The 20,787-nt window shown below is 33.0% G+C and carries 23 protein-coding genes; 14 read left to right on the forward strand and 9 right to left on the reverse strand.

What is annotated here, in order from left to right; genetic code table 11:
* Positions 1-65: 65 nt before the first annotated feature.
* Positions 66-551: a 6,7-dimethyl-8-ribityllumazine synthase gene (ribH, locus tag AAFP94_RS10375; RefSeq protein WP_316662642.1), complete on the reverse strand. Its 486-nt coding sequence runs from the start codon at positions 549-551 to the stop codon at positions 66-68.
* Position 552: 1 nt separating this feature from the next.
* A complete protein-coding gene (locus AAFP94_RS10380) occupies positions 553-1,317 on the reverse strand; it encodes a tetratricopeptide repeat protein (RefSeq protein ID WP_316662644.1) in 765 nt (254 codons plus the stop codon).
* Positions 1,318-1,454: 137 nt separating this feature from the next.
* Between AAFP94_RS10380 and recF the strand changes: the two genes are divergently transcribed.
* From recF to AAFP94_RS10405, 5 genes are all read left to right on the forward strand, one after another.
* Positions 1,455-2,534, forward strand: a complete 1,080-nt coding sequence (gene recF, locus AAFP94_RS10385) for a DNA replication/repair protein RecF (RefSeq protein WP_316662645.1) — start codon at positions 1,455-1,457, stop codon at positions 2,532-2,534.
* Between the two features lie 2 nt (positions 2,535-2,536).
* On the forward strand, positions 2,537-2,833 hold the full coding sequence (locus tag AAFP94_RS10390; RefSeq protein ID WP_316662646.1) for a DUF721 domain-containing protein: 297 nt from the start codon (positions 2,537-2,539) through the stop codon (positions 2,831-2,833).
* A gap of 19 nt (positions 2,834-2,852) precedes the next feature.
* Positions 2,853-3,350 carry a hypothetical protein gene (locus AAFP94_RS10395; RefSeq protein ID WP_316662647.1) on the forward strand — a complete coding sequence of 166 codons (498 nt, stop codon included), beginning with the start codon at positions 2,853-2,855 and terminating at the stop codon, positions 3,348-3,350.
* Between the two features lie 72 nt (positions 3,351-3,422).
* Complete coding sequence (locus tag AAFP94_RS10400) at positions 3,423-3,614, forward strand: cold-shock protein (protein WP_316662648.1); 192 nt, start codon at positions 3,423-3,425, stop codon at positions 3,612-3,614.
* Between the two features lie 92 nt (positions 3,615-3,706).
* On the forward strand, positions 3,707-5,230 hold the full coding sequence (locus AAFP94_RS10405) for a tetratricopeptide repeat protein (RefSeq protein WP_316662649.1): 1,524 nt from the start codon (positions 3,707-3,709) through the stop codon (positions 5,228-5,230).
* A 50-nt stretch (positions 5,231-5,280) separates the two neighbouring features.
* Here the strand turns inward: AAFP94_RS10405 and AAFP94_RS10410 are convergent, their stop codons facing one another.
* From AAFP94_RS10410 to AAFP94_RS10430, 5 genes are all read right to left on the reverse strand, one after another.
* Entirely contained in the window at positions 5,281-6,600 is a 1,320-nt protein-coding gene (locus AAFP94_RS10410; RefSeq protein WP_316662650.1) for a DUF418 domain-containing protein, read from the reverse strand.
* Positions 6,601-6,724: 124 nt separating this feature from the next.
* A complete protein-coding gene (locus AAFP94_RS10415) occupies positions 6,725-7,144 on the reverse strand; it encodes a nucleoside-diphosphate kinase (protein WP_316662651.1) in 420 nt (139 codons plus the stop codon).
* Between the two features lie 53 nt (positions 7,145-7,197).
* Positions 7,198-7,407 (reverse strand): hypothetical protein, encoded by a 210-nt coding sequence (locus AAFP94_RS10420; RefSeq protein ID WP_316662652.1) that lies wholly within the window; start codon positions 7,405-7,407, stop codon positions 7,198-7,200.
* 92 nt (positions 7,408-7,499) lie between these two features.
* Positions 7,500-7,736 carry a hypothetical protein gene (locus AAFP94_RS10425; RefSeq protein ID WP_316662653.1) on the reverse strand — a complete coding sequence of 79 codons (237 nt, stop codon included), beginning with the start codon at positions 7,734-7,736 and terminating at the stop codon, positions 7,500-7,502.
* 9 nt (positions 7,737-7,745) lie between these two features.
* A complete protein-coding gene (locus AAFP94_RS10430; RefSeq protein WP_316662654.1) occupies positions 7,746-8,237 on the reverse strand; it encodes an alkaline phosphatase D family protein in 492 nt (163 codons plus the stop codon).
* 53 nt (positions 8,238-8,290) lie between these two features.
* Between AAFP94_RS10430 and AAFP94_RS10435 the strand changes: the two genes are divergently transcribed.
* From AAFP94_RS10435 to AAFP94_RS10445, 3 genes are read left to right on the forward strand one after another with little or no spacing between them, the layout of a single operon-like run.
* Complete coding sequence (locus tag AAFP94_RS10435; RefSeq protein WP_316662655.1) at positions 8,291-9,310, forward strand: DHH family phosphoesterase; 1,020 nt, start codon at positions 8,291-8,293, stop codon at positions 9,308-9,310.
* Complete coding sequence (gldI, locus tag AAFP94_RS10440) at positions 9,303-9,845, forward strand: gliding motility-associated peptidyl-prolyl isomerase GldI (protein WP_316662656.1); 543 nt, start codon at positions 9,303-9,305, stop codon at positions 9,843-9,845. Before AAFP94_RS10435 ends, gldI begins: the two co-directional genes overlap by 8 nt.
* A 2-nt stretch (positions 9,846-9,847) precedes the next feature.
* Positions 9,848-10,978 carry a peptidylprolyl isomerase gene (locus AAFP94_RS10445; protein ID WP_316662657.1) on the forward strand — a complete coding sequence of 377 codons (1,131 nt, stop codon included), beginning with the start codon at positions 9,848-9,850 and terminating at the stop codon, positions 10,976-10,978.
* A 48-nt stretch (positions 10,979-11,026) separates the two neighbouring features.
* Here the strand turns inward: AAFP94_RS10445 and AAFP94_RS10450 are convergent, their stop codons facing one another.
* Positions 11,027-12,493, reverse strand: a complete 1,467-nt coding sequence (locus tag AAFP94_RS10450) for an aminoacyl-histidine dipeptidase (RefSeq protein WP_316662658.1) — start codon at positions 12,491-12,493, stop codon at positions 11,027-11,029.
* A 72-nt stretch (positions 12,494-12,565) separates the two neighbouring features.
* Between AAFP94_RS10450 and AAFP94_RS10455 the strand changes: the two genes are divergently transcribed.
* The 3 genes from AAFP94_RS10455 to AAFP94_RS10465 are packed head-to-tail and all read left to right on the forward strand — an operon-like array spanning position 12,566 to position 15,705.
* On the forward strand, positions 12,566-13,633 hold the full coding sequence (locus tag AAFP94_RS10455; RefSeq protein ID WP_316662659.1) for a DUF3810 domain-containing protein: 1,068 nt from the start codon (positions 12,566-12,568) through the stop codon (positions 13,631-13,633).
* 29 nt (positions 13,634-13,662) lie between these two features.
* Complete coding sequence (locus AAFP94_RS10460; RefSeq protein WP_316662660.1) at positions 13,663-14,460, forward strand: TrmH family RNA methyltransferase; 798 nt, start codon at positions 13,663-13,665, stop codon at positions 14,458-14,460.
* Between the two features lie 12 nt (positions 14,461-14,472).
* Complete coding sequence (locus tag AAFP94_RS10465; RefSeq protein ID WP_316662661.1) at positions 14,473-15,705, forward strand: M48 family metallopeptidase; 1,233 nt, start codon at positions 14,473-14,475, stop codon at positions 15,703-15,705.
* Positions 15,706-15,796: 91 nt separating this feature from the next.
* On the opposite strand, the gene AAFP94_RS10470 is transcribed toward AAFP94_RS10465, so the two are convergent.
* Positions 15,797-16,315: a hypothetical protein gene (locus AAFP94_RS10470; RefSeq protein WP_316662662.1), complete on the reverse strand. Its 519-nt coding sequence runs from the start codon at positions 16,313-16,315 to the stop codon at positions 15,797-15,799.
* 287 nt (positions 16,316-16,602) lie between these two features.
* Between AAFP94_RS10470 and AAFP94_RS10475 the strand changes: the two genes are divergently transcribed.
* Genes AAFP94_RS10475 through AAFP94_RS10485 form a run of 3 tightly spaced genes read left to right on the forward strand, consistent with a single transcriptional unit; the run spans position 16,603 to position 20,583 of the window.
* Complete coding sequence (locus AAFP94_RS10475) at positions 16,603-18,816, forward strand: RelA/SpoT family protein (protein WP_316662663.1); 2,214 nt, start codon at positions 16,603-16,605, stop codon at positions 18,814-18,816.
* A 27-nt stretch (positions 18,817-18,843) separates the two neighbouring features.
* Positions 18,844-19,299, forward strand: a complete 456-nt coding sequence (locus AAFP94_RS10480) for a Fur family transcriptional regulator (protein WP_316662664.1) — start codon at positions 18,844-18,846, stop codon at positions 19,297-19,299.
* A gap of 9 nt (positions 19,300-19,308) precedes the next feature.
* Entirely contained in the window at positions 19,309-20,583 is a 1,275-nt protein-coding gene (locus AAFP94_RS10485; RefSeq protein ID WP_316662665.1) for an adenylosuccinate synthase, read from the forward strand.
* Positions 20,584-20,787 lie beyond the last annotated feature (204 nt).

A 20,787-nucleotide genomic window follows, 5' to 3' on the forward strand; every position in this document is an offset into this window, starting at 1 on the left:
TTGGTTTAATGCTAAAATTTGTTAACAGGATAGCAATAAATCCGTATTGAAAAAGAAAATATTTTTTAAGAATCTTTGCGTAAGGAAGCCATTTTAATAGCAGCTATAGCAGCTTCAGTTCCTTTATTACCATGCTTCCCTCCAGAACGATCTATGGCTTGTTGTGAAGTATCATCTGTAAGAACGCAAAAAATCACTGGTGTATCTTGTAATACATTTAAGTCCTTAATGCCTTGTGAAACAGCTTCGCAAACAAAATCGAAATGTTTGGTTTCGCCTTGTATAACACTACCTATGGCAACAACGGCATCTACAGATTGTTCTTGCATTTTTTTACAACCATAAATTAGCTCGAAGCTTCCTGGAACATTCCAACGAATAATGTTTTTCTGGTCAACACCATGCTCCAAAAGTGTCTCATGAGCACCTTGAAACAAGCGTTCTGTAATAGTGTCGTTCCACTCTGAAACAACAATCCCAAACCGAAAGTTCTTCGCGTTTGGGATTGTGGCTTTATCGTAGTGTGATAAATTTTTATTCTCGGTTGCCATGTTATTTACTAGCTTGAGCCTTTCCTATAAATACATCGATAGTTGCAGCTTCGGTAGAATTTGGATAATCGTCTTTTATACTGTTAAAATAGGTTAGTGCTTTATCAACCTGACCTAATTCTAACGCGATTGTACCAGCTTTAAACAAAAACATTGGTGTCGTAAAATCGTTAGTCTTTAATTTAGCTGCTTGTTCGTAATAAGACAATGCGTCTTCTTGTTGATTCAGTTGAACAAAAGCATCACCAATACCTCCTTTTGCCAAAGGTCCAAGAACCTCATCATCACTAGAAAAATTGCTTAAATATTCTACAGCGTTTTTGTAATCTTTAAGGTTCAAATAAGCCATTCCGGCATAATAGTTCGCAAGGTTTGCAGCTTGTGTACCACTATGTTCGCTAATAATATCTAACATCCCGTATTTACCTTCGCCACCATTTAAAGAAAGTGTGTACAATGAATCTTTTTCCGTAGCATTTACAGCCTCATTAAAATATTTTTGAGCTTGGAACATATCGTTCATAGCTTCACTTTGTGCTGGTTTAGCAATATACTCTCTATAACCCAAAAACCCAAGTACAACTACAGCTACTACACCAATGATTATGAAGATATATTTTTGATTCTTTATTACCCAATCTTCTGTCTTTGAGGCTGTTTGATCTAATGTATCAAATACCTCTGCCGTTGTAGATCCAGCACCTAAACTTTGCTCTTTATCAATTTTATCTTTTGGTTTCCCTCCTCTTTTCTTGTACGTTGCCATATATATAATATTAATGCGCCGCAAAAATATAATTTTTCTTCATAACTAAAAGCCTATTTATTTGTTATTTTTCAATAATTTGCACATCCTTTTTAAAGTAACCTAATTCATAAAAAAGCATTACTGTTATAGTAGATATGATTTTAAAATCGCTTTCATTACTTAATTACAAAAACTTTGATAGCAAAACGTTTGTGTTTAACAACAAAATAAACTGTATTGTTGGCAACAATGGTATTGGTAAAACCAATGTTCTCGATGCCATTTATCATTTATCGTTTGGAAAAAGTTATTTCAATCCTGTTGCGACGCAAAATATTAAGCATGATGAAGATTTTTTTGTCATAAATGGCAACTATATCAAAGATGATAACGAAGAAAAAATTGTGGTTAGCCTAAAACGTGGGCAGAAAAAAATTATAAAACGAAATGCCAAAATTTATGAAAAATTTAGCGATCATATTGGTTTTTTACCATTAGTTATCATTTCTCCCGCAGATAGGGATCTGATTACAGAAGGAAGTGATATTCGTAGAAAATTTGTTGATAATGTTATTTCACAAAGCAATAAAAACTACCTCACTGCCTTAATAAACTACAATAAAGTGCTCATGCAACGTAATGCATTGTTAAAGTATTTTGCCTTGAATCATACGTTTAATAAGGATACTTTAGAAGTTTATAATAATCAGTTAAGCGATTATGGAACAAAAATATTTACGGAACGAAAAGCCTTTTTAGATAAATTTATTCCTATCTTCAAGACACGCTATTTAGCAATTAGTAATGGGAACGAAGAAGTCAATTTAATTTACAAAAGTGACTTATTTGAGGATAGTTTAAACATACTTTTACAAAATAGTCTTTATAAAGACAAAGCATTACAATACACAAGCGTTGGCATACATAAAGACGATTTAGTATTTAATATTGAAGATTATCCCATTAAAAAATTTGGTAGCCAAGGACAGCAAAAATCGTTCTTAATAGCTTTAAAATTAGCTCAATTTGATTTTTTAAAAGCTCAAAGCGGTGTGAATCCTATTTTATTGCTAGATGATATTTTTGATAAATTAGACGAAAATCGTGTAGCACAAATAATTAAATTGGTAGACGATGAAAATTTCGGTCAACTTTTTATAAGTGATACTCATGCCGAACGTACAGAGCAGGTTGTAAAACAAGTACATCAGTCTTATGAGATTTTTAAATTATAAAAATGCCCAAACGCAATAACGATCATATAAGCATAAGTGAGGCCTTAAAAGAGTTTGTTGAAACCAACAAGCTGGAACATGGTCTGGATAAAGTTAATGTTCAAAAAGCTTGGGAAAAGATGATGGGCAATGGTGTAAATAATTATACTACAGCCATTAATTTGCAGCGTGATACTTTGCACGTACAATTGAGCTCAAGTGTTCTGCGTGAAGAATTAAGTTATGGTAAAGAAAAAATAATCAACATGCTCAATGAAGAACTTGGTAAACCTCTAATAAAAAAAATTATATTAAGATAAATCCTTAAATATATTTGCCGTGAAAAAAAACTTATCAATCCTTTGTGTTTTTCTGTTTACAATATCAATTACTGCACAGAATTTTGAAGTTCCAAAAAATTATTCTTTTGAAAAAGCTGAAGATTATGCTAACCAACGCAGCAATATTATAAAAGCTGTAGATTGGTTAGAAAACACGGCGATGAATCAAGAAACAGAAAAAAGAAAGGAAGTCAATACCTACTTAACGCAATGGCTTACTGGAACTCCAGACGTAACCATTAATTTGAATCCAGAGGTTATAACCTTTATGGATTGTAGTGATTGTCTTTTGGTTTTTATGGGAAGTTGGGCTAAATACGCTTTAGTAAATAAAGATTACAACAACGAATTAAAAGGAAGTATAGCAGGGATAGAGAGTGTAATTCGATTATATGAGAGCAATAAAAATAGCATTAAAAAAAATAAAGCCATAGAAAAATATATAAAGCTTCAAGAAAAAGGCAAACTAGAAAATGACATAAAATCTAAAATATAAATTACAAAATATGAACTAGTTAGATTTTATATGGTATATTTGTGCCTTAATAAATAATTTAATACTTAAATAATGAGTAAAGGTACAGTAAAATTTTTCAATGATTCTAAAGGTTTTGGATTTATCGTTGAAGAAGGAAACAACAAAGAACATTTTGTACACATTTCTGGATTAATCGACGAGATTCGTGAAGGTGATGAGGTAGAATTTGATTTAACAGAAGGTAAAAAAGGATTGAACGCAGTAAATGTAAAAGTAATTTAATATATACGCTTTAATTTTTTAAAACAAAAGCCTATCGAATTCGATAGGCTTTTTTTATTACCTTTAAAACGAAAACATAATCAACTTAAAACATGAAACCGTATTTATATCTTCTGTCTTTACTAGTTATATTATCTTGTAAAAAAGAAACAGCAAAAACAGATTATTTAGGCGTCTTAAACATTACCGTAACTGGAAAGGACAAAGCAATTCCTCATTTTGAAAAAGGTCTTCTCTTATTACATAGCTTTGAATATAATGATGCTCGAGAATCTTTCATCATGGCTCAAGAAATAGATCCAGAAATGGCAATGGCATATTGGGGAGAAGCTATGACCTACAATCATAGTTTATGGAGTGAGCAAGATTATGAAGTTGCTGTTTCAGTTTTACAAAAATTAGATACTGTTAATCTTGATAACATTTCTGAACTTGAAAAAGACTTCATTGAAAGCTGCAGATTACTTTATAAATCAGAAACACCAAAAATAGAAAGAGACAAGATCTATGCAGAATACATGAAAAAGCTTTACGAAAAATACCCAGACAATCATGAAGTTGCCGCTTTTTACGCATTATCATTATTGGGATCTGTTCCTGACGGTCGAGATGAAATCATTTATGGACAAGGTGCCAAAATAGCTCAAAGTATATTAGACAAAAACCCTAATCATCCAGGAGCACTGCATTACTTAATTCATTCTTACGATGATCCTGGACACGCAGAACTAGCATTAAGTGCTGCCAATTCATATTCAAAAGTAGCACCAGATGCCAGCCATGCGCTTCATATGCCATCACATATTTATTCGGCTTTAGGCATGTGGGATGAAGTGGTGTCTTCTAATATCGCATCGTATCAAGCCAGTTTAAATAGAATGGAACGCAAAAAATTAGGTAATGATGATCGTGGCTATCATGCTTTTCATTGGTTAGAATATGGTTATTTACAAAAAGGCAACTTTGAAGAAGCCAAAAAAATGGTTTTAGAAATGGAAAAGTTTGCCAACGAAACTCCTTCTATTCGTGCGCGTGTGCATTTAATCTTTCTTAAAGGCAATTATTTAGTTGATACTAATGATTGGGATAGTGCAATAGCAGATATTCCTATAGATGTAGCCGACCTAAATATTTCAGTAAAATCTCAATATAATTTTTTGGAAGGTATGAAAGCTTTTAAAAAAGGAAATAAGGTTTTATTGGATTCAATAATCTCTGATATGCAAAAAGATTATGATGAGCAATCATTATTGGTGGCTTTAGATGGTGTTAAGGTTTGCGCTAGTGTCTCGAGAGGTGATGTTTCCCAATCGGATGTAGATGAATCTCAAATTATGCAAATGCAATTAAAAGCATTAAGAGCTTGGCTGGATGACGACAAAGAAACAGCCGAAGATTGGTTGAAAAAATCAGTAGCATTGCAAGACAGCATGAGCTTTAGTTACGGTCCTCCATTTATTCAAAAACCATCACATGAACTCTATGCAGATTGGTTGGTGGCACATAACAGATTTGATGAAGCTATAGAGCATTACGACCTAACATTGAAACGAGCAAAAAACCGTAGGCTGACATTAGAAAGTAAAGAAAAACTCTTGGTAGAAAATAAAATTTAACCTAAAACAAAAAGCCTCTCAAAAATGAGAGGCTTTTTTAAGTATATATCTTAATTAACTCTTCTAAAAGGTTGCTTTTTCATATAAGACAAGCTTCTCCATAACCATTCCGCAGGTCCATATCTAAAGTATTTTAACCAAATCGGACTGTAGATAAGTTGAATAATCCATATTGAAATTACTACATAATACAATTCATATCTTTGCAATTTTCCAAACATACCAAAACCATAACCCAAGAAAAATGTAGTGCAGATAATGGTATGCATCAAATAATTGGTCAATGCCATTTTACCTACTGCTGCCAAAGCATTTTGTAAGAACCTTAAAATACCCGATTTTATGAAAAGCATAAACAATCCTATATGTCCCAAGGTTGTAAAAAGCCTTCCAAGCTGATAGGTCTGATCTGCTTTACTCATTTCAACCAAATCAAAATTACTGTTCAAGTGAAGCATAGTTTCATAATAATTAACACTCAAACCAACGACATAGCCAATTACCATTAAAATAGCATAAAATTTAATCGTGCGCTCTCCTTGAAAAATGCGCCATTTAAAAAAGGCTATACCCAATAACATAAAACTTAAAATATCCCAAATCCAAAGTTCATATACCAAATTTGCTTGCATAAACCCGTTTCGGTTTAACCTACTCTTACTCATCACAATGCTCCAATAACCTTGTAAATTCTCTTCTATGGCCTCATTAACTTGCTCTTCAGTTTTCTTATTCTTTTTAAAGTCTTCCCAACTGGCAAGTGCAGTTTCATGTGCTTCAGTTAGTTTTACATCTTGATTTTGTTCTTTAAGTAGCTCTACCGCAACACCTTCAGTTTTGGTTTTTAAATCTTCGTGATAATGCTTTACCGAAATTAAACTTCCAATGGTAAGTAAAATTAATCCAGCCATCACTAGATGTTTGGCTTTTACATTTCGCAAGGGAAAAATCATCAAACCAAAAAGAGCATAAGGATATAGTATATCGCCATACCATAACATAAAATACACATGTATGATTCCGAAAAGTAAAAGCCACAAAATACGCCGGTAATATAAATCGGCTACAGCAATGCCTCCTCCTTTCTCAATTCCTCGTGTAGTTAACAGAATAAACCCAGCGCCAAAGAGCATGGTAAATAAGCCTCTCATGGTGCCTTCAAAAAACATATTGTCCATGATCCAGACTTTTAAATTCCAGCCAGCTGCTCCTCCAGAATTGGTTGGATCACCATAGGCATATGCCAGACCAAAGCCTGTAATGTTCATTAATAAGATGCCTAGAAGGGCAATTCCTCGAATGATATCAAGGGAGTTGATTCGATCACCTCGTTCAACAGGACGAAGATCGACATTTGGTTGGTTGGTCATAATTTAAAAGTTAGTTAGTTGGTCTAAAGGTAAACCATTTTATAATACTTTTCTGAATAATTTTTTGAACAAAAAAACCTGCAACTTATGTTGCAGGTTTTTATTTCAATCATGTTCTTTCAACCTAAAACATCTCTCTACCAGAAAAATGAAAAGCACTTTCTATGGCTGCGTTTTCATCACTATCACTACCATGTACAGCATTTTCTCCCATAGAAGTAGCATATAATTTACGTATAGTTCCTTCTGCTGCTTCAGCAGGGTTGGTTGCTCCTATTAATCTTCTAAAGTCTTCTACAGCATTGTCTTTTTCTAAAACTGCAGCTACAATTGGTCCACGAGTCATATACTCAACGAGTTCTCCAAAAAACGGACGCTCACTGTGTATAGCATAAAACTCTTTTGCATCTGCAACCGTCATTTGAGTTAATTTCATTGCTACAATTCTGAATCCTGAAGCTGTTATTTTTTCTAATATTGCGCCAATATTCCCTTTTTCAACAGAATCTGGCTTAAGCATTGTAAATGTTCTATTTGTTACCATGTTGTTCTTTAATTTGCGTGCAAAAGTAAGTCTTTTCTATTTAAAAACAAGTTTTAGTAAGATTGCTTTAAGACCTGTTGGATCTCAATATTATCACCCATCATTTTCATAGCGACTTCCTTCGTTTTAAAATTAAATTGCAATAGTCCAAAACTCTTATCAAAAACAACATCACCTACTCTGTAAGGATTATATTCTCCGCTAAAATCTGTATATGAATGTGTTAATCCGCTTGAAGTAAAATCTATTAAAGGATAATCCATATTGGGGATCTATAATTTTGAAAATTCTGAAATGTGTCTACCACCAGATAAGATTATAACACCTTTGGCTTTTGAAGAAGTTATTAGTGCTTTCAGTCCATCAACTTCATGAGGAAAATTAGCCCAACATTCAAAGCCACGTTGGTCTGATAAAAACTGAATACTACTAACCTGAATATTAAAATCTGCATAGATGAATTCAATTCATTTTTAAGCCATTGCCATTGTATATTTCCTAAAAGTGTTCCGTTACCATATATGTTAGGTTGGTAATGTTTATTTTTATCTTCAGACTCTGTCAAATCGCTTCTAAAATATTTTGTATCCAAAATCAATATTTAAACCGAAAAGTTACGAACCTCGAAGGTTTCCGAATGGTAGATACCTTCTTGTTGTCGTCTTTCATCATTTTTAGAAACACCAATAAAATCAAGAAATAATTGCTGGCTTCCCTTTTTAGCTTTAAAATGCACTTCAGCATCATTATCGCCATAATCATGATCATCCCAAGTACCCAATACTTTAGTATGTTTGACAAGATTACTATAATCTGGATTCTTTAATTGTTTCTTATACTTTCGTTCTAACCTACTCATATTATAAGTATCCGCATAGATATTATCTCCTCCCCAAATCCATACATTAGGTTGTTGGTTTAAAACATCATCCCACAAAGTGTTTTTTGAATTATGTTTGTTGCATGAACCAAAAGCAATAGTGAAATAAGAATCCCTTTCAACACCTTCATCATTTTGTGAAAAAAAAGGAGTTACAACAAAACATAAAATTATAAAAGTTAAAACGGGTTTTATGCACCTACTTTTACACAAAAGTATATCTTTATTTTTAAAGAATATGTTATTAAATTGTATCTTCGCCCAATATGACAGAAACAGATATTCTACATATAAAACAATTGCTTCTACAACCAAAGCAAATTGTTATAGTGCCGCATAAAAACCCGGATGGAGATGCTATAGGGGCTTCGTTAGGGCTTTACCATTATCTTCAAAAAGGCAATCATAAAGTTCACATAATTGCCCCTAATGATTATCCTGAATTTTTAAAATGGATGCCAGGTGAAAACACAATCTTAAAATACGATAATGAATCAAATAAATGTGATAAGTTGATAGAAAAATCTGATGTTATATTCACATTAGATTTTAATGACTTATCAAGAACTGGAGACATGGAAAATGTTTTGGTAGAAAGCAAGGCCATAAAAATAATGATAGACCATCATCAGCAACCAGAGGATTATGCAACCTATGTCTATTCTGATATTACAATGAGTTCTACTGCAGAGATGGTATACCATTTTATTGATATGCTGAATGATTTAAGTCAAGTAAATGATGATATGGCAACTTGCTTGTATACAGGCATTATGACTGATACAGGTTCTTTCAAGTTTGCTTCTACTACAAGTACAACACATAGAGTTATTGCAGACCTTATCGAAAAAGGTGCAAATAATGCTGAAATTCACAATGCTATTTACGACACAAATTCATACGAAAGAATGCAGCTTTTAGGTTGTGCACTCAATAATCTGAAAGTTATTCCAGAAGCCAGAGCTGCTTATATTACCTTATCTAAAGATGAATTAAATAAATACAATTTTAAAAAAGGTGATACAGAAGGGTTTGTAAACTATGCGTTATCTCTTGAAAACATTATTCTCGCTGCAATTTTCATTGAAGATTTTAAAGAAAATATTATTAAAATTTCTTTACGCTCTAAAGACAACTTTTCTGTGAATGAGTTATCAAGATTACACTTTAACGGAGGTGGCCATACCAATGCTGCAGGAGGCAGAAGTGAGCTGTCTTTAAATGAAACCGTTGATAAATTTATTAGTATATTGCCATCCTATTACAAAGCCCTAAATAATGAATAAGTTACTAGTTCTAGGAATCATTAGCCTAACTTTTTTTAATTGTAAATCTCCAGAAGCAAGACGACCAATAACTGTGACATCAGGTTCTTTTATTGATGTTTCTGTTGAGCGAAATAAAAAATTAAACGAAAAGGAAGAATCTCTTATTGAAAGTATTATTTCTAAAGATACGACGAATGAATATATAGCTTCGGAAAACGGATTCTGGTATTATTATAATACTAAAATTGAAAATGATAGCCTGACAACACCAGATTTTGGAGACATAGTAAATTTTGACTACAGTACAAAACGGCTTGATGGTAGTCTAATATATTCTATAGAAGAAAATAAAACCCATAATTATGCTATGGATCAACAAGAACTTTTCACTGGCTTAAGAGAAGGACTAAAACTTATGAAAACTGGAGAAACGGTTACTTTTTTATTTCCATCGCAAATGGCCTTCGGGTATTATGGCGACAACAATAAAATTGGAAGCAATGTTCCATTAATTTGTGAGGTTACAATAAATTCAATAACAGAAAATCAATAAACATGAATATTTTTAAAAACGTAATGAAAAGTATTGCTCTAATTCTATTAATGACATTGTCTTCCTGTCAGGAAAAATATGCTGATCTAGACGATGGAATATATGCTGAAATTGTTACCAATAAAGGAACTATGGTAGCAAAACTATTTTATGACAAAACGCCTGTAACAGTTGCCAATTTTGTGTCACTTGCCGAAGGCACAAATACCATGGTAGATAGCGTTTATAAAGGAAAAAACTTTTATGAAGGTATTATTTTTCACAGAGTGATAGATAGCTTTATGATTCAAGGTGGAGACCCAACAGGAACAGGTTCTGGCAGCCCAGGATATAGATTTATGGATGAATTTAGTCCTGATTTAAAACATGATAAACCTGGTATTCTATCTATGGCAAATTCAGGACCTGCGACCAATGGTAGTCAATTTTTTGTTACAGAAGTTCCTACGCCACATTTGAACAACAGACATAGTGTATTTGGCGAATTGGTTTTAGGACTTGATGTTTTAGACACTATTTCCAATGTCGAAACTTCACAACCGGGTAATAAACCTGTAGAAGATATCACAATTAATCAACTAAATATTATAAGAAAAGGAAGTGATGCCAAAGCATTTGATGCAGCAAATACTTTTAAAAATCATTTTGCTGAAGCTGAACGTCGCGAAAAAGAAAGAAAAGAAAAAGAAGAAGCTATCATTAAAATGAATAAAGAGAAATTTAATGAGCAAGAACAAAATGCCACAACGCTTCCTTCTGGATTACAATTTACCATAACGGAAAAAGGAAGCGGAGAAAAATTACCTTCTTCAGCTAAAGTATTAACACATTATGCCGTTTATTTTGATAATGGCAAATTATTAGAAACAAGCAAACTTGATGTGGCTGAAGCCAATGATGTTGTAAACCAGGCGAGAAAAGATGCAGGTCAATATCAACCTATACCGGCCGATATTAGTCCAGATGCCCAAATGATACCAGGATTTAAAGAAGGATTACAGCAATTAAGTGTTGGTGATAAAGCCACTCTTTTTGTGCCATACCATTTGGCTTATGGAGAAGCTGGGAATAGAGGTATTCCTCCAAAATCTGATTTAATTTTTGAAGTTGAAATTGTTGAGCTTGTTAAATAGAATACTGAAATTTAATAAACAAAAAAGCCACTATGAAGTGGCTTTTTTTTATTCATCTTTTTCTGGTACACGTTTTAATATCTCTTGAACAAACTTCCAATATTTTTGAACTGAAGAAATCTGAACGCGTTCATCTGGTGAATGTGCGCCGCGAATATTTGGTCCAAAGCTTATCATTTCCATTTCAGGGTAATTTTGTCCTAAAATTCCACACTCCAAACCAGCATGACAAGCTGCAACATGTGGTTCTTCATTATTCATCTCTCTATAGAGTTCGGTCATTAATTTTAAAATAGAAGAATTCATGTTTGGTGTCCAGCCTGGATAACTTCCAGAAAATTCAACTTCACAACCTGTTAATTCAAAAGTAGCTCGAAGCATATTAGCCAAATCCCATTTAGAACTTTCAACCGAAGATCGTGTCAAACAAGCCACTTTAATGTTACCATCCTTTACTAAAACCCTTGCAATATTATTTGAGGTTTCTACCAATTCTGGAATGTCTGCACTCATTCTATACACACCGTTGCAAGCTGCATAAATAGCTCTTGTTAGACCTTCCTGCACACCTAAATCCATAATGTTTTTTGGTGTTTCAACTTTAGTAAATTCGATAACCAAATCTGGTTCCATGATGTTCAATTCTGTTTTGATTTCATTAGCCAGTTCTTCCATTTCTGTATTAAAAGCTTCTTCATGAATACTATCAATTGCAACAATAGTATTGCTTTCTCTTGGAATAGCATTACGAAGTCCTCCTCCATCAATTTCAGAAATTCGTAAACCAAAATTTTCAAAACCATCAAAAAGCAATCTGTTCATAATCTTATTTGCATTGCCTAACCCTTCATGAATTTGCATCCCTGAATGTCCGCCTTGTAATCCTTTAACAGTAATTTTAAATCCTATTTTGAATTCTGGAGTTTCTTCCATCTTGTACGTTCTAGTTGCTGTAATATCTACACCGCCAGCACATCCAACGCCTATTTCATTATCTTCTTCTGTATCCAAATTCAAAAGAATATCTCCTGAAAGCAAGCCTCCTTTGAGTCCCATTGCCCCAGTCATTCCTGTTTCTTCATCTATAGTAAACAAGGCTTCAAGCGGTGGATGAACAACATCTTTACTCTCCAGAACGGCCATAATGGTAGCCACACCTAAACCATTATCTGCACCAAGTGTTGTGCCTTTAGCTTTTACCCAATCGCCATCAACCATCATGTTAATGCCTTGAGTATCAAAATCAAAATTCGTGTCATTATTCTTTTGGTGAACCATGTCTAAATGTGATTGTATCACAACAGTTTTCCTGTTTTCCATACCAGCAGTTGCTGGCTTTTTTATAATCACGTTCCCAACTTCATCCTCAATGGTTTCTAAACCAAGTTTAGCTCCAAAATCTTTCATGAACTTTATGACTCGTCCTTCTTTTTTAGAAGCTCTTGGTACTGCATTCAAGTCAGCAAATTTGTTCCAAATTGTTTTTGGCTGTAGTTCTCTTATTTCAGAATTCATATTTATTTTTTAAAGTTTTACAAAGGTAATGATAAGCACAAGTTTTATAAAACTATTTTCTATTTTTGATTCATGCGTAAAACCACCAAACAGTTAATAGCGATTTCTATAATTCCACAATATTTTATTATTAAATGGTTGTCTCTCTACCCAGATGTTATAGAAAAATATTACAGTAATGGTTTTTACCAATACAGCTCAAAATTCTTCCGATTTGTATTTGGTTGGTTTCCGTTTTCCATAGGTGATTTTCTTTATTTGTTCGCCATTATTTTTGGTTTAAGATGGTTGTATAAAAATAGAAGACGAATTATACAAGATACTAAATCGTGGCTCACAGATGTGCTTTCAGTAGTTTCAATTTTATACTTTGCTTTTCATCTGCTTTGGGCAATGAACTATTACCGATTACCTCTTCATAAAAATTTAGGTCTTGAAGCTGACTATACTACAGAACAATTGGTGTCTACAACTAAAAAGTTGATTGAAAAATCTAACGAAATCCATTCCAATATTGCGAGAAATGATAGCCTTAAAGTAACCATACCCTACGATGAAAATAACATTTTAAATATGATTGCGGATGGATATGACAATCTTAAAAAAGATTTTCCGGATTTAAAATACAACACAAAAAGCTTAAAGAAATCTTTGTTTAGCTATCCATTAACGTATATGGGTTTTAGTGGCTATTTAAATCCGTTGACCAATGAATCTCAAATTGACGGTCTTATACCAACTTACAGATTCCCAACTACGGCTTCACACGAAATTGCACATCAGTTAGGATATGCAGCAGAAAATGAAGCCAATTTTATTGGTTTCTTGGCAGCTACAAATCACGACAATATATATTTTAAATATTCAGGATACACTTTTGGTTTGCGCCATTGCTTGAATGAAATTTATATGAGAGATGAAGCACTTTACGAAGAACTTGTTGAAACCGTAAATCCTGGAATATTAAAAAATTACAAAGAAGTTAGAGATTTTTGGGAAGCACATCAAAATCCGTTTGAGCCTTTTTTTAAAATTTTCTATAATGGTTTCTTGAAGGCAAACAATCAAGATAAAGGCATGGAAAGTTATAGTTATGTAGTGGCGTTGCTTGTTAATTATTTTGAAAACACAAACCTTTGACATCAGTTTTTAAAGTATCTTTGCTGTTTATGACAAAACAAATTTTCAGCACGCAAAATTCCTATATCAAACAGCTCGTTCAGCTCAAGGAAAAATCGAGAGAACGAAAAAAATCTGGATTGTTTTTAATTGAAGGTAAACGTGAGGTTTCATTAGCTATTAAAAGCAATTACAAAATAGAAACCATCTTGTTTTACCCAGAGTTATTTTCAATAAGTGAGGCTGAATCCTTACAGCATCATGGTATTGAGATTATAGAAATATCTCATGACGTATTCAAGAAATTAGCACATCGTGAAACTACAGAAGGTGTTTTGGCAGTTGCAAAAAGTAAAGATCATTCTCTTAAAGATTTAAAACTTACAGATAAGAAGCCTCTCATTTTAGTTGCCGAAGCTCCTGAAAAACCTGGAAATATTGGCGCATTGCTTCGTACTGCAGATGCTGCCAATTTGGATGCTGTCATTATAGCTAATCCAAAAACTGATTTGTATAATCCCAACATTATTCGCTCAAGTGTTGGTTGTGTGTTTACAAATACTGTTGCAATGGGAAGCACAACTGAAATCATTCAGTTTTTAAAAACCAATAACATCAATATTTATTGTGCTGCATTACAGGCTTCTGTAACATATGATTTTCAAGATTTCAAAAAACCATCAGCTATTGTTGTTGGAACTGAAGCTACAGGATTAAGTAATGAATGGCTCCAAAATTCAACTCAAAATATTATAATACCCATGCAAGGTGAAATAGATTCGATGAATGTTTCAGTTGCTGCAGGAATTCTTATTTTTGAAGCCGTTCGTCAGAGACAAAATAACTAGGAATTAAATTACATGACTTCAAATACACTTTTTTATATCATCATTGGCATTTTATTAGTCAATTTTATTGTTGACAAAACTTTAGATTGGCTTAACGCCAAACATTTTAATGACGAATTGCCAAAAGAATTACAAGACGTTTATGATGAAAACGAATACAAAAAATCGCAAGCATATAAAAAGACCAATCAGCAGTTTTCTAACTATACATCAGCATTTTCATTGGTCTTAACTTTAGCTTTTTTGTTCTTTGACGGATTTGAATTTGTAGATAATATCGCTCGAAGTTACAGTGACAATTCAATAATTATTGCTTTGATATTTTTCGGTATCATTATGTTAGGTAGTGATATATTATCAACACCATTCGCCTATTACAAGAATTTTGTGATTGAAGAAAAATTTGGTTTTAACAAGATGACAATGAAAACCTTTATTCTCGATAAGATAAAAGGTTGGTTTATGTTGGCCATTATTGGCGGTGGTATATTAGCATTGATCATTTGGTTTTATAACATTACAGGTTCAAACTTCTGGTTATATGCTTGGGCAACAGTTGCTGTATTCACATTATTCATGAATATGTTCTACTCACGTCTTATTGTACCTCTATTTAACAAGCAAACACCTTTGGAAGAGAACACACTTCGAGAAAAAATATCTGCTTATGCCAAAACGGTTGGCTTTAAATTAGATAAGATCTTTGTAATTGATGGCTCCAAACGAAGTACAAAAGCCAATGCCTATTTTTCTGGTTTTGGTAGTGAAAAACGTGTCACCCTTTTTGATACATTGATTAATGATCTGGATGACGAAGAAATTGTTGCTGTTTTAGCTCACGAAGTTGGGCACTATAAGAAGAAGCATATCATTTTCAATCTGTTTGTATCTATTATCTTAACTGGTTTTATGCTGTATTTACTTTCGGTTTTTATTTCAAATCCTGTGTTGTCGCATGCTTTAGGAGTAGAAATTCCAAGTTTTCATATTGGTTTAATTGCCTTTGGTTTGTTGTACAGCCCAATTAGTGAAATCACTGGTTTGATTATGAATTATTTCTCCCGAAAATTCGAATACCAAGCAGATGATTATGCCAAAAGTACCTACAAAGCAAAACCATTAATTACTTCATTAAAGAAACTCTCTAAAAATAGCTTGAGCAATCTAACACCGCATCCAGCTTATGTATTTATGCATTATTCGCATCCTACACTATTGCAACGTATTAAGAATTTAAAACTTTAATTTTATAAAAAATCGGCAATTATTATAATATCAAATTTTAATGACAAATAATAATTACCGATAATACTATTATAAATTATATTATATAAGCTTAATACGTGATTTCACCATAAGCAGTGTGAGATTCATGACCAGTTAAAAGGTCTACAGTCATGTTTTCAAATACAAACCAACCAGTAGCACCTGCAAACCGTCCTGTGCCTCCTGTTATAATAGAACCACCTTCAATTGTCGCGATATTAGAACCATCTGTTGGGAAGGTTATTTCTATAGTTCCAATAGACCACATTTCGTCACCATTTGCAGCAATTGTAACTTCACTTCCAGTACTAATTAAAGTTCCGTATTCGGTAAAGTAACATGTTGAATCATAGGTATAGCCAGTAACTTTACCCATATGTGACATAATACCATAGTATAATGCTTCACCGCATTCATTGGTGGCGTTTGGGTCAGGATCACTCGCTAAAGAATTTGTTATTTTTTTAGTTACTCGTTCTGCATTTGCACTTTTGTTGGCTGAATCTAGACTATCATTTAAAGATTCATTACTACAAGAAAATGATACCATAATAGCAATGAGCATTGCCGTTTTAAAAATTGTTTTCATAATGTGTTAGTTTTAGTTATTAAATATTATTTTGCTATTAATTAAATAACCAGAGAGTGTAGATTAGAATTCTAAAGTGGCAATAGAAAACAGATATCAAAAACTAAATAGGTGATCTTGGTTTGAAGTATATCTAATATACAAATAAATATGATAATTCTTTCATTTTTAGAGCTTTAATCGTTTAAAGTCTACTTTACAAGTTTAAATACTCTTTTATCTATTTTAGCAATTAAAAACCAAAGCAAACTATTGCTCATTAATTTTCTTTATGTTACTTTAGTTTTATGACAGAAGTTGAGATTGAAAAGGAAAATGCTGCAATTGCTAAAGAGTATAAAGAACTTCTAAAAGTTAGCTACAGAACGCTTACTAAAGACGACAAAAAGATGATTCGTTCAGCCTTTGATGTCGCTTTAGATGCGCATAAAAACCAACGTAGAAAATCTGGCGAAGCCTATATTTTTCATCCTCTTGCAGTTGCCAAAATTGTTGCTTCAGAAATTGGTCTGGACGCAACCTCAATTGCTGCTGCCTTAATTCATGATGTTGTAGAAGATAACGACGATTACAATTTGGCAGATATCGAACAAATGTTTGGTGAAACTGTGGCCAGAATTGTTGATGGTCTCACAAAAATATCCTCACTTAAAAAAGATATGGATGTTTCTACCCAAGCCGAGAACTTCAGAAAAATGTTGTTAACGCTAAATGATGATGTTCGCGTAATCATTATAAAAATTGCAGACCGACTACACAATATGCAAACTATGGATGTGATGCGTGCGGATAAGCAAGTAAAAATAGCTTCGGAAACACTCTATATTTATGCTCCACTCGCGCACAGAATTGGGCTATACAACATTAAAACAGAGCTTGAAGACCTTGGTCTAAAATATACAGAACCCGAAGTATACAGCGATATTTTACTTAAAATTAAAGAAAGTAAAGAAGAACAGGATCTTTACATTAAAGAGTTTAGTAAGGTTATTAGCAATTCGTTGAATAAGGAAAATTTAAATTATACAATAAAAGGAAGACCTAAATCAATTTTCTCCATTAGAAAAAAAATGCAGAAGCAAGGTGTATCTTTTGATGAAGTGTACGATAAATTTGCGATTAGAATAATTTATAAAAGTGATATTGATAACGAAAAGTTCTTGGCATGGAAAATTTACTCTATCGTAACAGACCATTTTAGACCAAATCCAACACGACTTCGAGATTGGATTTCGTCTCCAAAAACTACAGGTTATGAAGCACTTCATATTACAGTAATGGGTCCTAAAGGTCGTTGGGTTGAGGTGCAAATTAGAAGTGATCGTATGAACGAGATAGCTGAAAAAGGCTATGCAGCTCACTACAAATACAAAAATGTAGACGAACAAGAAGATAGCCTTGAAGATTGGATAAACAAGTTACAGGAAGCTCTTGAAAACCCTGAAACCAATGCCGTAGATTTTGTTGAGCAGTTTAAGCTTAATTTATATTCAAAAGAAATATTTGTTTTTACACCAAAAGGAGATTTAAAATCTTTACCTAAAGGAGCGACACCACTAGATTTTGCTTTTAGTATCCATACCGAAGTTGGTATGAAAACTCGCGGTGCTAAAGTAAATGGTAAATTGGTGCCTTTAAGTCATGAATTACAAAGTGGTGATCAGGTAGAAATTCTAACATCAGAATCGGCAAAACCAAATCCTAACTGGTTGGACTATTCTACTACCGCTAGAGCCAGAAGTAAAATTAAATCCGTTTTAAAAGAAGATAAAAAACGAGTAGCCGAAGATGGTAAAGAATTGTTACGAAGAAAATTAAAGCAGCTTAAAATTACCTTAGATGAAAAATCTATTAACGAGTTGGTTAATTTCTTTAAGCTTAAAACGAGCCTAGATTTATTTTATCGTGTCGGTATTGGCACCATAGATAATTCTATGCTAAAAGATTATGCTTCATCAAGAAGTAATGCTCTAATGAGTTTTATAAAAAACAAAATTTCTCGTAAAACCTCTATTTCTAAAGAAGAAATTGAAAAAGAAGAAATTACTTCAAAATATGATTTACTGGTCTTTGGGAAAGATGAAGAAAAATTAGATTATAAACTGGCAAGCTGCTGCAACCCAATTCCAGGAGATCCCGTTTTTGGTTTCCTAACTGTATCTGAAGGATTAAAAGTGCATAAAAAAAATTGCCCAAATGCAGTAAGTCTACAATCCAACTACGCATATAGAATCATGTCTGCCAAATGGATAGATTCTTCACAACAAGAATTTTCTGCTCAAATAAAATTATCTGGCATAGATAACCTTGGATTGGTCAATGAGATTACCAAAGTTATTTCTTCAAACATGCACGTTAATATGAAAAGCTTAAGCTTTGATAGTGACGATGGTGTATTTTCAGGAAAAATAAATCTTATTGTAAAAAATAATACGATGCTCAAAAAACTTATTGATAAGCTTAAAACTATTAATGGTATAGATAAAGTAACAAGAGTTTAAAAATAAGTGTAAATTTGCAGAGAAATTATGAGTGTAAAATCAGATTCAAAACATCAGGAAATTGTAAAGAATGTCTTTACCTTATTTTTAGAAGACAATGGACATCGAAAAACTCCTGAACGCTATGCTATACTTCAAGAAATTTATAATAGCGAAGAGCATTTCGATATAGAATCTCTTTATCTGACCATGAAAAACAAAAAGTATCGTGTAAGTAGAGCTACGCTTTACAATACCATCGAATTACTTTTAGAATGTGGTTTAGTAAGAAAACATCAGTTTGGTCAAAATCAGGCACATTACGAAAAATCATATTTCGATAGGCAGCACGACCACATCATTCTTACAGATACTGGAGAAGTTATTGAGTTTTGCGACCCTAGAATTCAATCCATAAAAAAAACAATTGAAGAGGTTTTTGATATCGAAATTAAAAATCACTCACTCTACTTTTACGGAAACAAAAAAACAACCAAAAATTAATTTTTTATAATGGCAGTAGATTTACTACTAGGTTTACAATGGGGAGACGAAGGCAAAGGAAAAATTGTTGACGTTCTTACCTCTAACTACAATATTATTGCGCGTTTTCAAGGTGGTCCAAATGCAGGACATACTCTGGTCTTTAATGGCAAGAAACATGTATTACATACTATTCCTTCCGGTATTTTTCATGACAATGCTACAAACCTCGTAGGTAATGGCGTTGTAATAGATCCTGTTATTTTCAAGAAAGAATTGGATAACCTGACTGAACAACATGTAGATTATAAAAAATCATTGTTTATATCTCGAAAAGCTCATATCATTCTTCCTACTCATCGCTTGTTGGATGCAGCTAGCGAAGCCTCCAAAGGAAAAGCAAAAATAGGATCTACTCTGAAAGGTATTGGCCCAACTTATATGGACAAAACAGGAAGAAATGGAATTCGCGTTGGAGATTTAGAGTTGAGCGATTGGAAAACAAAATATAGAAATCTAGCTAACAAGCACGAAGCAATGATAGATTTCTATGATGTGGACATTCAATACGATTTAAAAGAATTGGAGAATGAGTTTTTTAATGCTGTCGATGTTTTAAAATCACTAAAGTTTATTGACTCTGAAGAGTATATATTTCAGGCTCAAAAAGAAGGAAAAAGTATTCTTGCTGAAGGTGCTCAAGGCTCTCTGCTCGACATAGATTTTGGAACGTATCCTTTTGTGACATCAAGCAATACAACAGCAGCAGGAGCCTGTACTGGTCTTGGTGTTGCACCAAACCAGATTGGTGACGTTTTTGGAATCTTTAAAGCTTATACTACTAGAGTTGGTTCTGGGCCTTTCCCAACAGAGTTATTTGATGAGGCTGGTGAAACTATGGGGCGTGTTGGCAAGGAATTTGGTGCTACTACTGGACGGGCAAGACGCTGTGGTTGGTTAGATTTGGTAGCTTTAAAATATGCATGTCAAATAAACGGGGTTACAAAATTAATGATGATGAAAGGCGACGTCCTTTCTGGGTTTAAAACCTTAAAAGTATGTACTTCCTATATGTATCAAAATAAGGAAATAAATCACTTACCTTATAATATCGAACCTGAAAATGTGACTCCTGTTTATACAGAATTAAAAGGTTGGAAAGAAGATCTAACCAAACTATTGGACAATTCTCAATTACCAAAAGAACTGAATGAATACATAGACTTTTTAGAAAGAGAATTGGAAATACCAATTACCATTGTCTCTGTTGGACCCGATAGAAAACAGACTATTTTTAGACAGTAACAATAAATGGGTTAAATTTTAACATATTTAATATCCTCATTATCTCTGGAGTTGTTCATGGAATAATTTTCAGTGGTATTGTATTTACCCAAAAAAAATATATTACAAACAATACTGTTTATTTAGGTCTGGTTGTTCTTTTTTTATCATTAAATAACTTTCAAAACTGGTTACTTGATACACAGATCGTTGCTGATGATTCAA

The sequence above is a fragment of the Gilvirhabdus luticola genome (assembly GCF_040117515.1).
Classification (GTDB): domain Bacteria; phylum Bacteroidota; class Bacteroidia; order Flavobacteriales; family Flavobacteriaceae; genus Gilvirhabdus; species Gilvirhabdus luticola.

What these genes read in the sequence shown, in the direction of transcription:
- ribH (WP_316662642.1), bottom strand. Translation starts at nt 551, where the DNA reads ATGGCAACCGAGAATAAAAATTTATCACACTACGATAAAGCCACAATC.
- AAFP94_RS10380 (WP_316662644.1), bottom strand. Translation starts at nt 1,317, where the DNA reads ATGGCAACGTACAAGAAAAGAGGAGGGAAACCAAAAGATAAAATTGAT.
- recF (WP_316662645.1), top strand. Translation starts at nt 1,455, where the DNA reads ATGATTTTAAAATCGCTTTCATTACTTAATTACAAAAACTTTGATAGC.
- AAFP94_RS10390 (WP_316662646.1), top strand. Translation starts at nt 2,537, where the DNA reads ATGCCCAAACGCAATAACGATCATATAAGCATAAGTGAGGCCTTAAAA.
- AAFP94_RS10400 (WP_316662648.1), top strand. Translation starts at nt 3,423, where the DNA reads ATGAGTAAAGGTACAGTAAAATTTTTCAATGATTCTAAAGGTTTTGGA.
- AAFP94_RS10405 (WP_316662649.1), top strand. Translation starts at nt 3,707, where the DNA reads ATGAAACCGTATTTATATCTTCTGTCTTTACTAGTTATATTATCTTGT.
- AAFP94_RS10410 (WP_316662650.1), bottom strand. Translation starts at nt 6,600, where the DNA reads ATGACCAACCAACCAAATGTCGATCTTCGTCCTGTTGAACGAGGTGAT.
- AAFP94_RS10415 (WP_316662651.1), bottom strand. Translation starts at nt 7,144, where the DNA reads ATGGTAACAAATAGAACATTTACAATGCTTAAGCCAGATTCTGTTGAA.
- AAFP94_RS10420 (WP_316662652.1), bottom strand. Translation starts at nt 7,407, where the DNA reads ATGGATTATCCTTTAATAGATTTTACTTCAAGCGGATTAACACATTCA.
- AAFP94_RS10435 (WP_316662655.1), top strand. Translation starts at nt 8,291, where the DNA reads ATGACAGAAACAGATATTCTACATATAAAACAATTGCTTCTACAACCA.
- gldI (WP_316662656.1), top strand. Translation starts at nt 9,303, where the DNA reads ATGAATAAGTTACTAGTTCTAGGAATCATTAGCCTAACTTTTTTTAAT.
- AAFP94_RS10445 (WP_316662657.1), top strand. Translation starts at nt 9,848, where the DNA reads ATGAATATTTTTAAAAACGTAATGAAAAGTATTGCTCTAATTCTATTA.
- AAFP94_RS10450 (WP_316662658.1), bottom strand. Translation starts at nt 12,493, where the DNA reads ATGAATTCTGAAATAAGAGAACTACAGCCAAAAACAATTTGGAACAAA.
- AAFP94_RS10455 (WP_316662659.1), top strand. Translation starts at nt 12,566, where the DNA reads ATGCGTAAAACCACCAAACAGTTAATAGCGATTTCTATAATTCCACAA.
- AAFP94_RS10460 (WP_316662660.1), top strand. Translation starts at nt 13,663, where the DNA reads ATGACAAAACAAATTTTCAGCACGCAAAATTCCTATATCAAACAGCTC.
- AAFP94_RS10465 (WP_316662661.1), top strand. Translation starts at nt 14,473, where the DNA reads ATGACTTCAAATACACTTTTTTATATCATCATTGGCATTTTATTAGTC.
- AAFP94_RS10470 (WP_316662662.1), bottom strand. Translation starts at nt 16,315, where the DNA reads ATGAAAACAATTTTTAAAACGGCAATGCTCATTGCTATTATGGTATCA.
- AAFP94_RS10475 (WP_316662663.1), top strand. Translation starts at nt 16,603, where the DNA reads ATGACAGAAGTTGAGATTGAAAAGGAAAATGCTGCAATTGCTAAAGAG.
- AAFP94_RS10480 (WP_316662664.1), top strand. Translation starts at nt 18,844, where the DNA reads ATGAGTGTAAAATCAGATTCAAAACATCAGGAAATTGTAAAGAATGTC.
- AAFP94_RS10485 (WP_316662665.1), top strand. Translation starts at nt 19,309, where the DNA reads ATGGCAGTAGATTTACTACTAGGTTTACAATGGGGAGACGAAGGCAAA.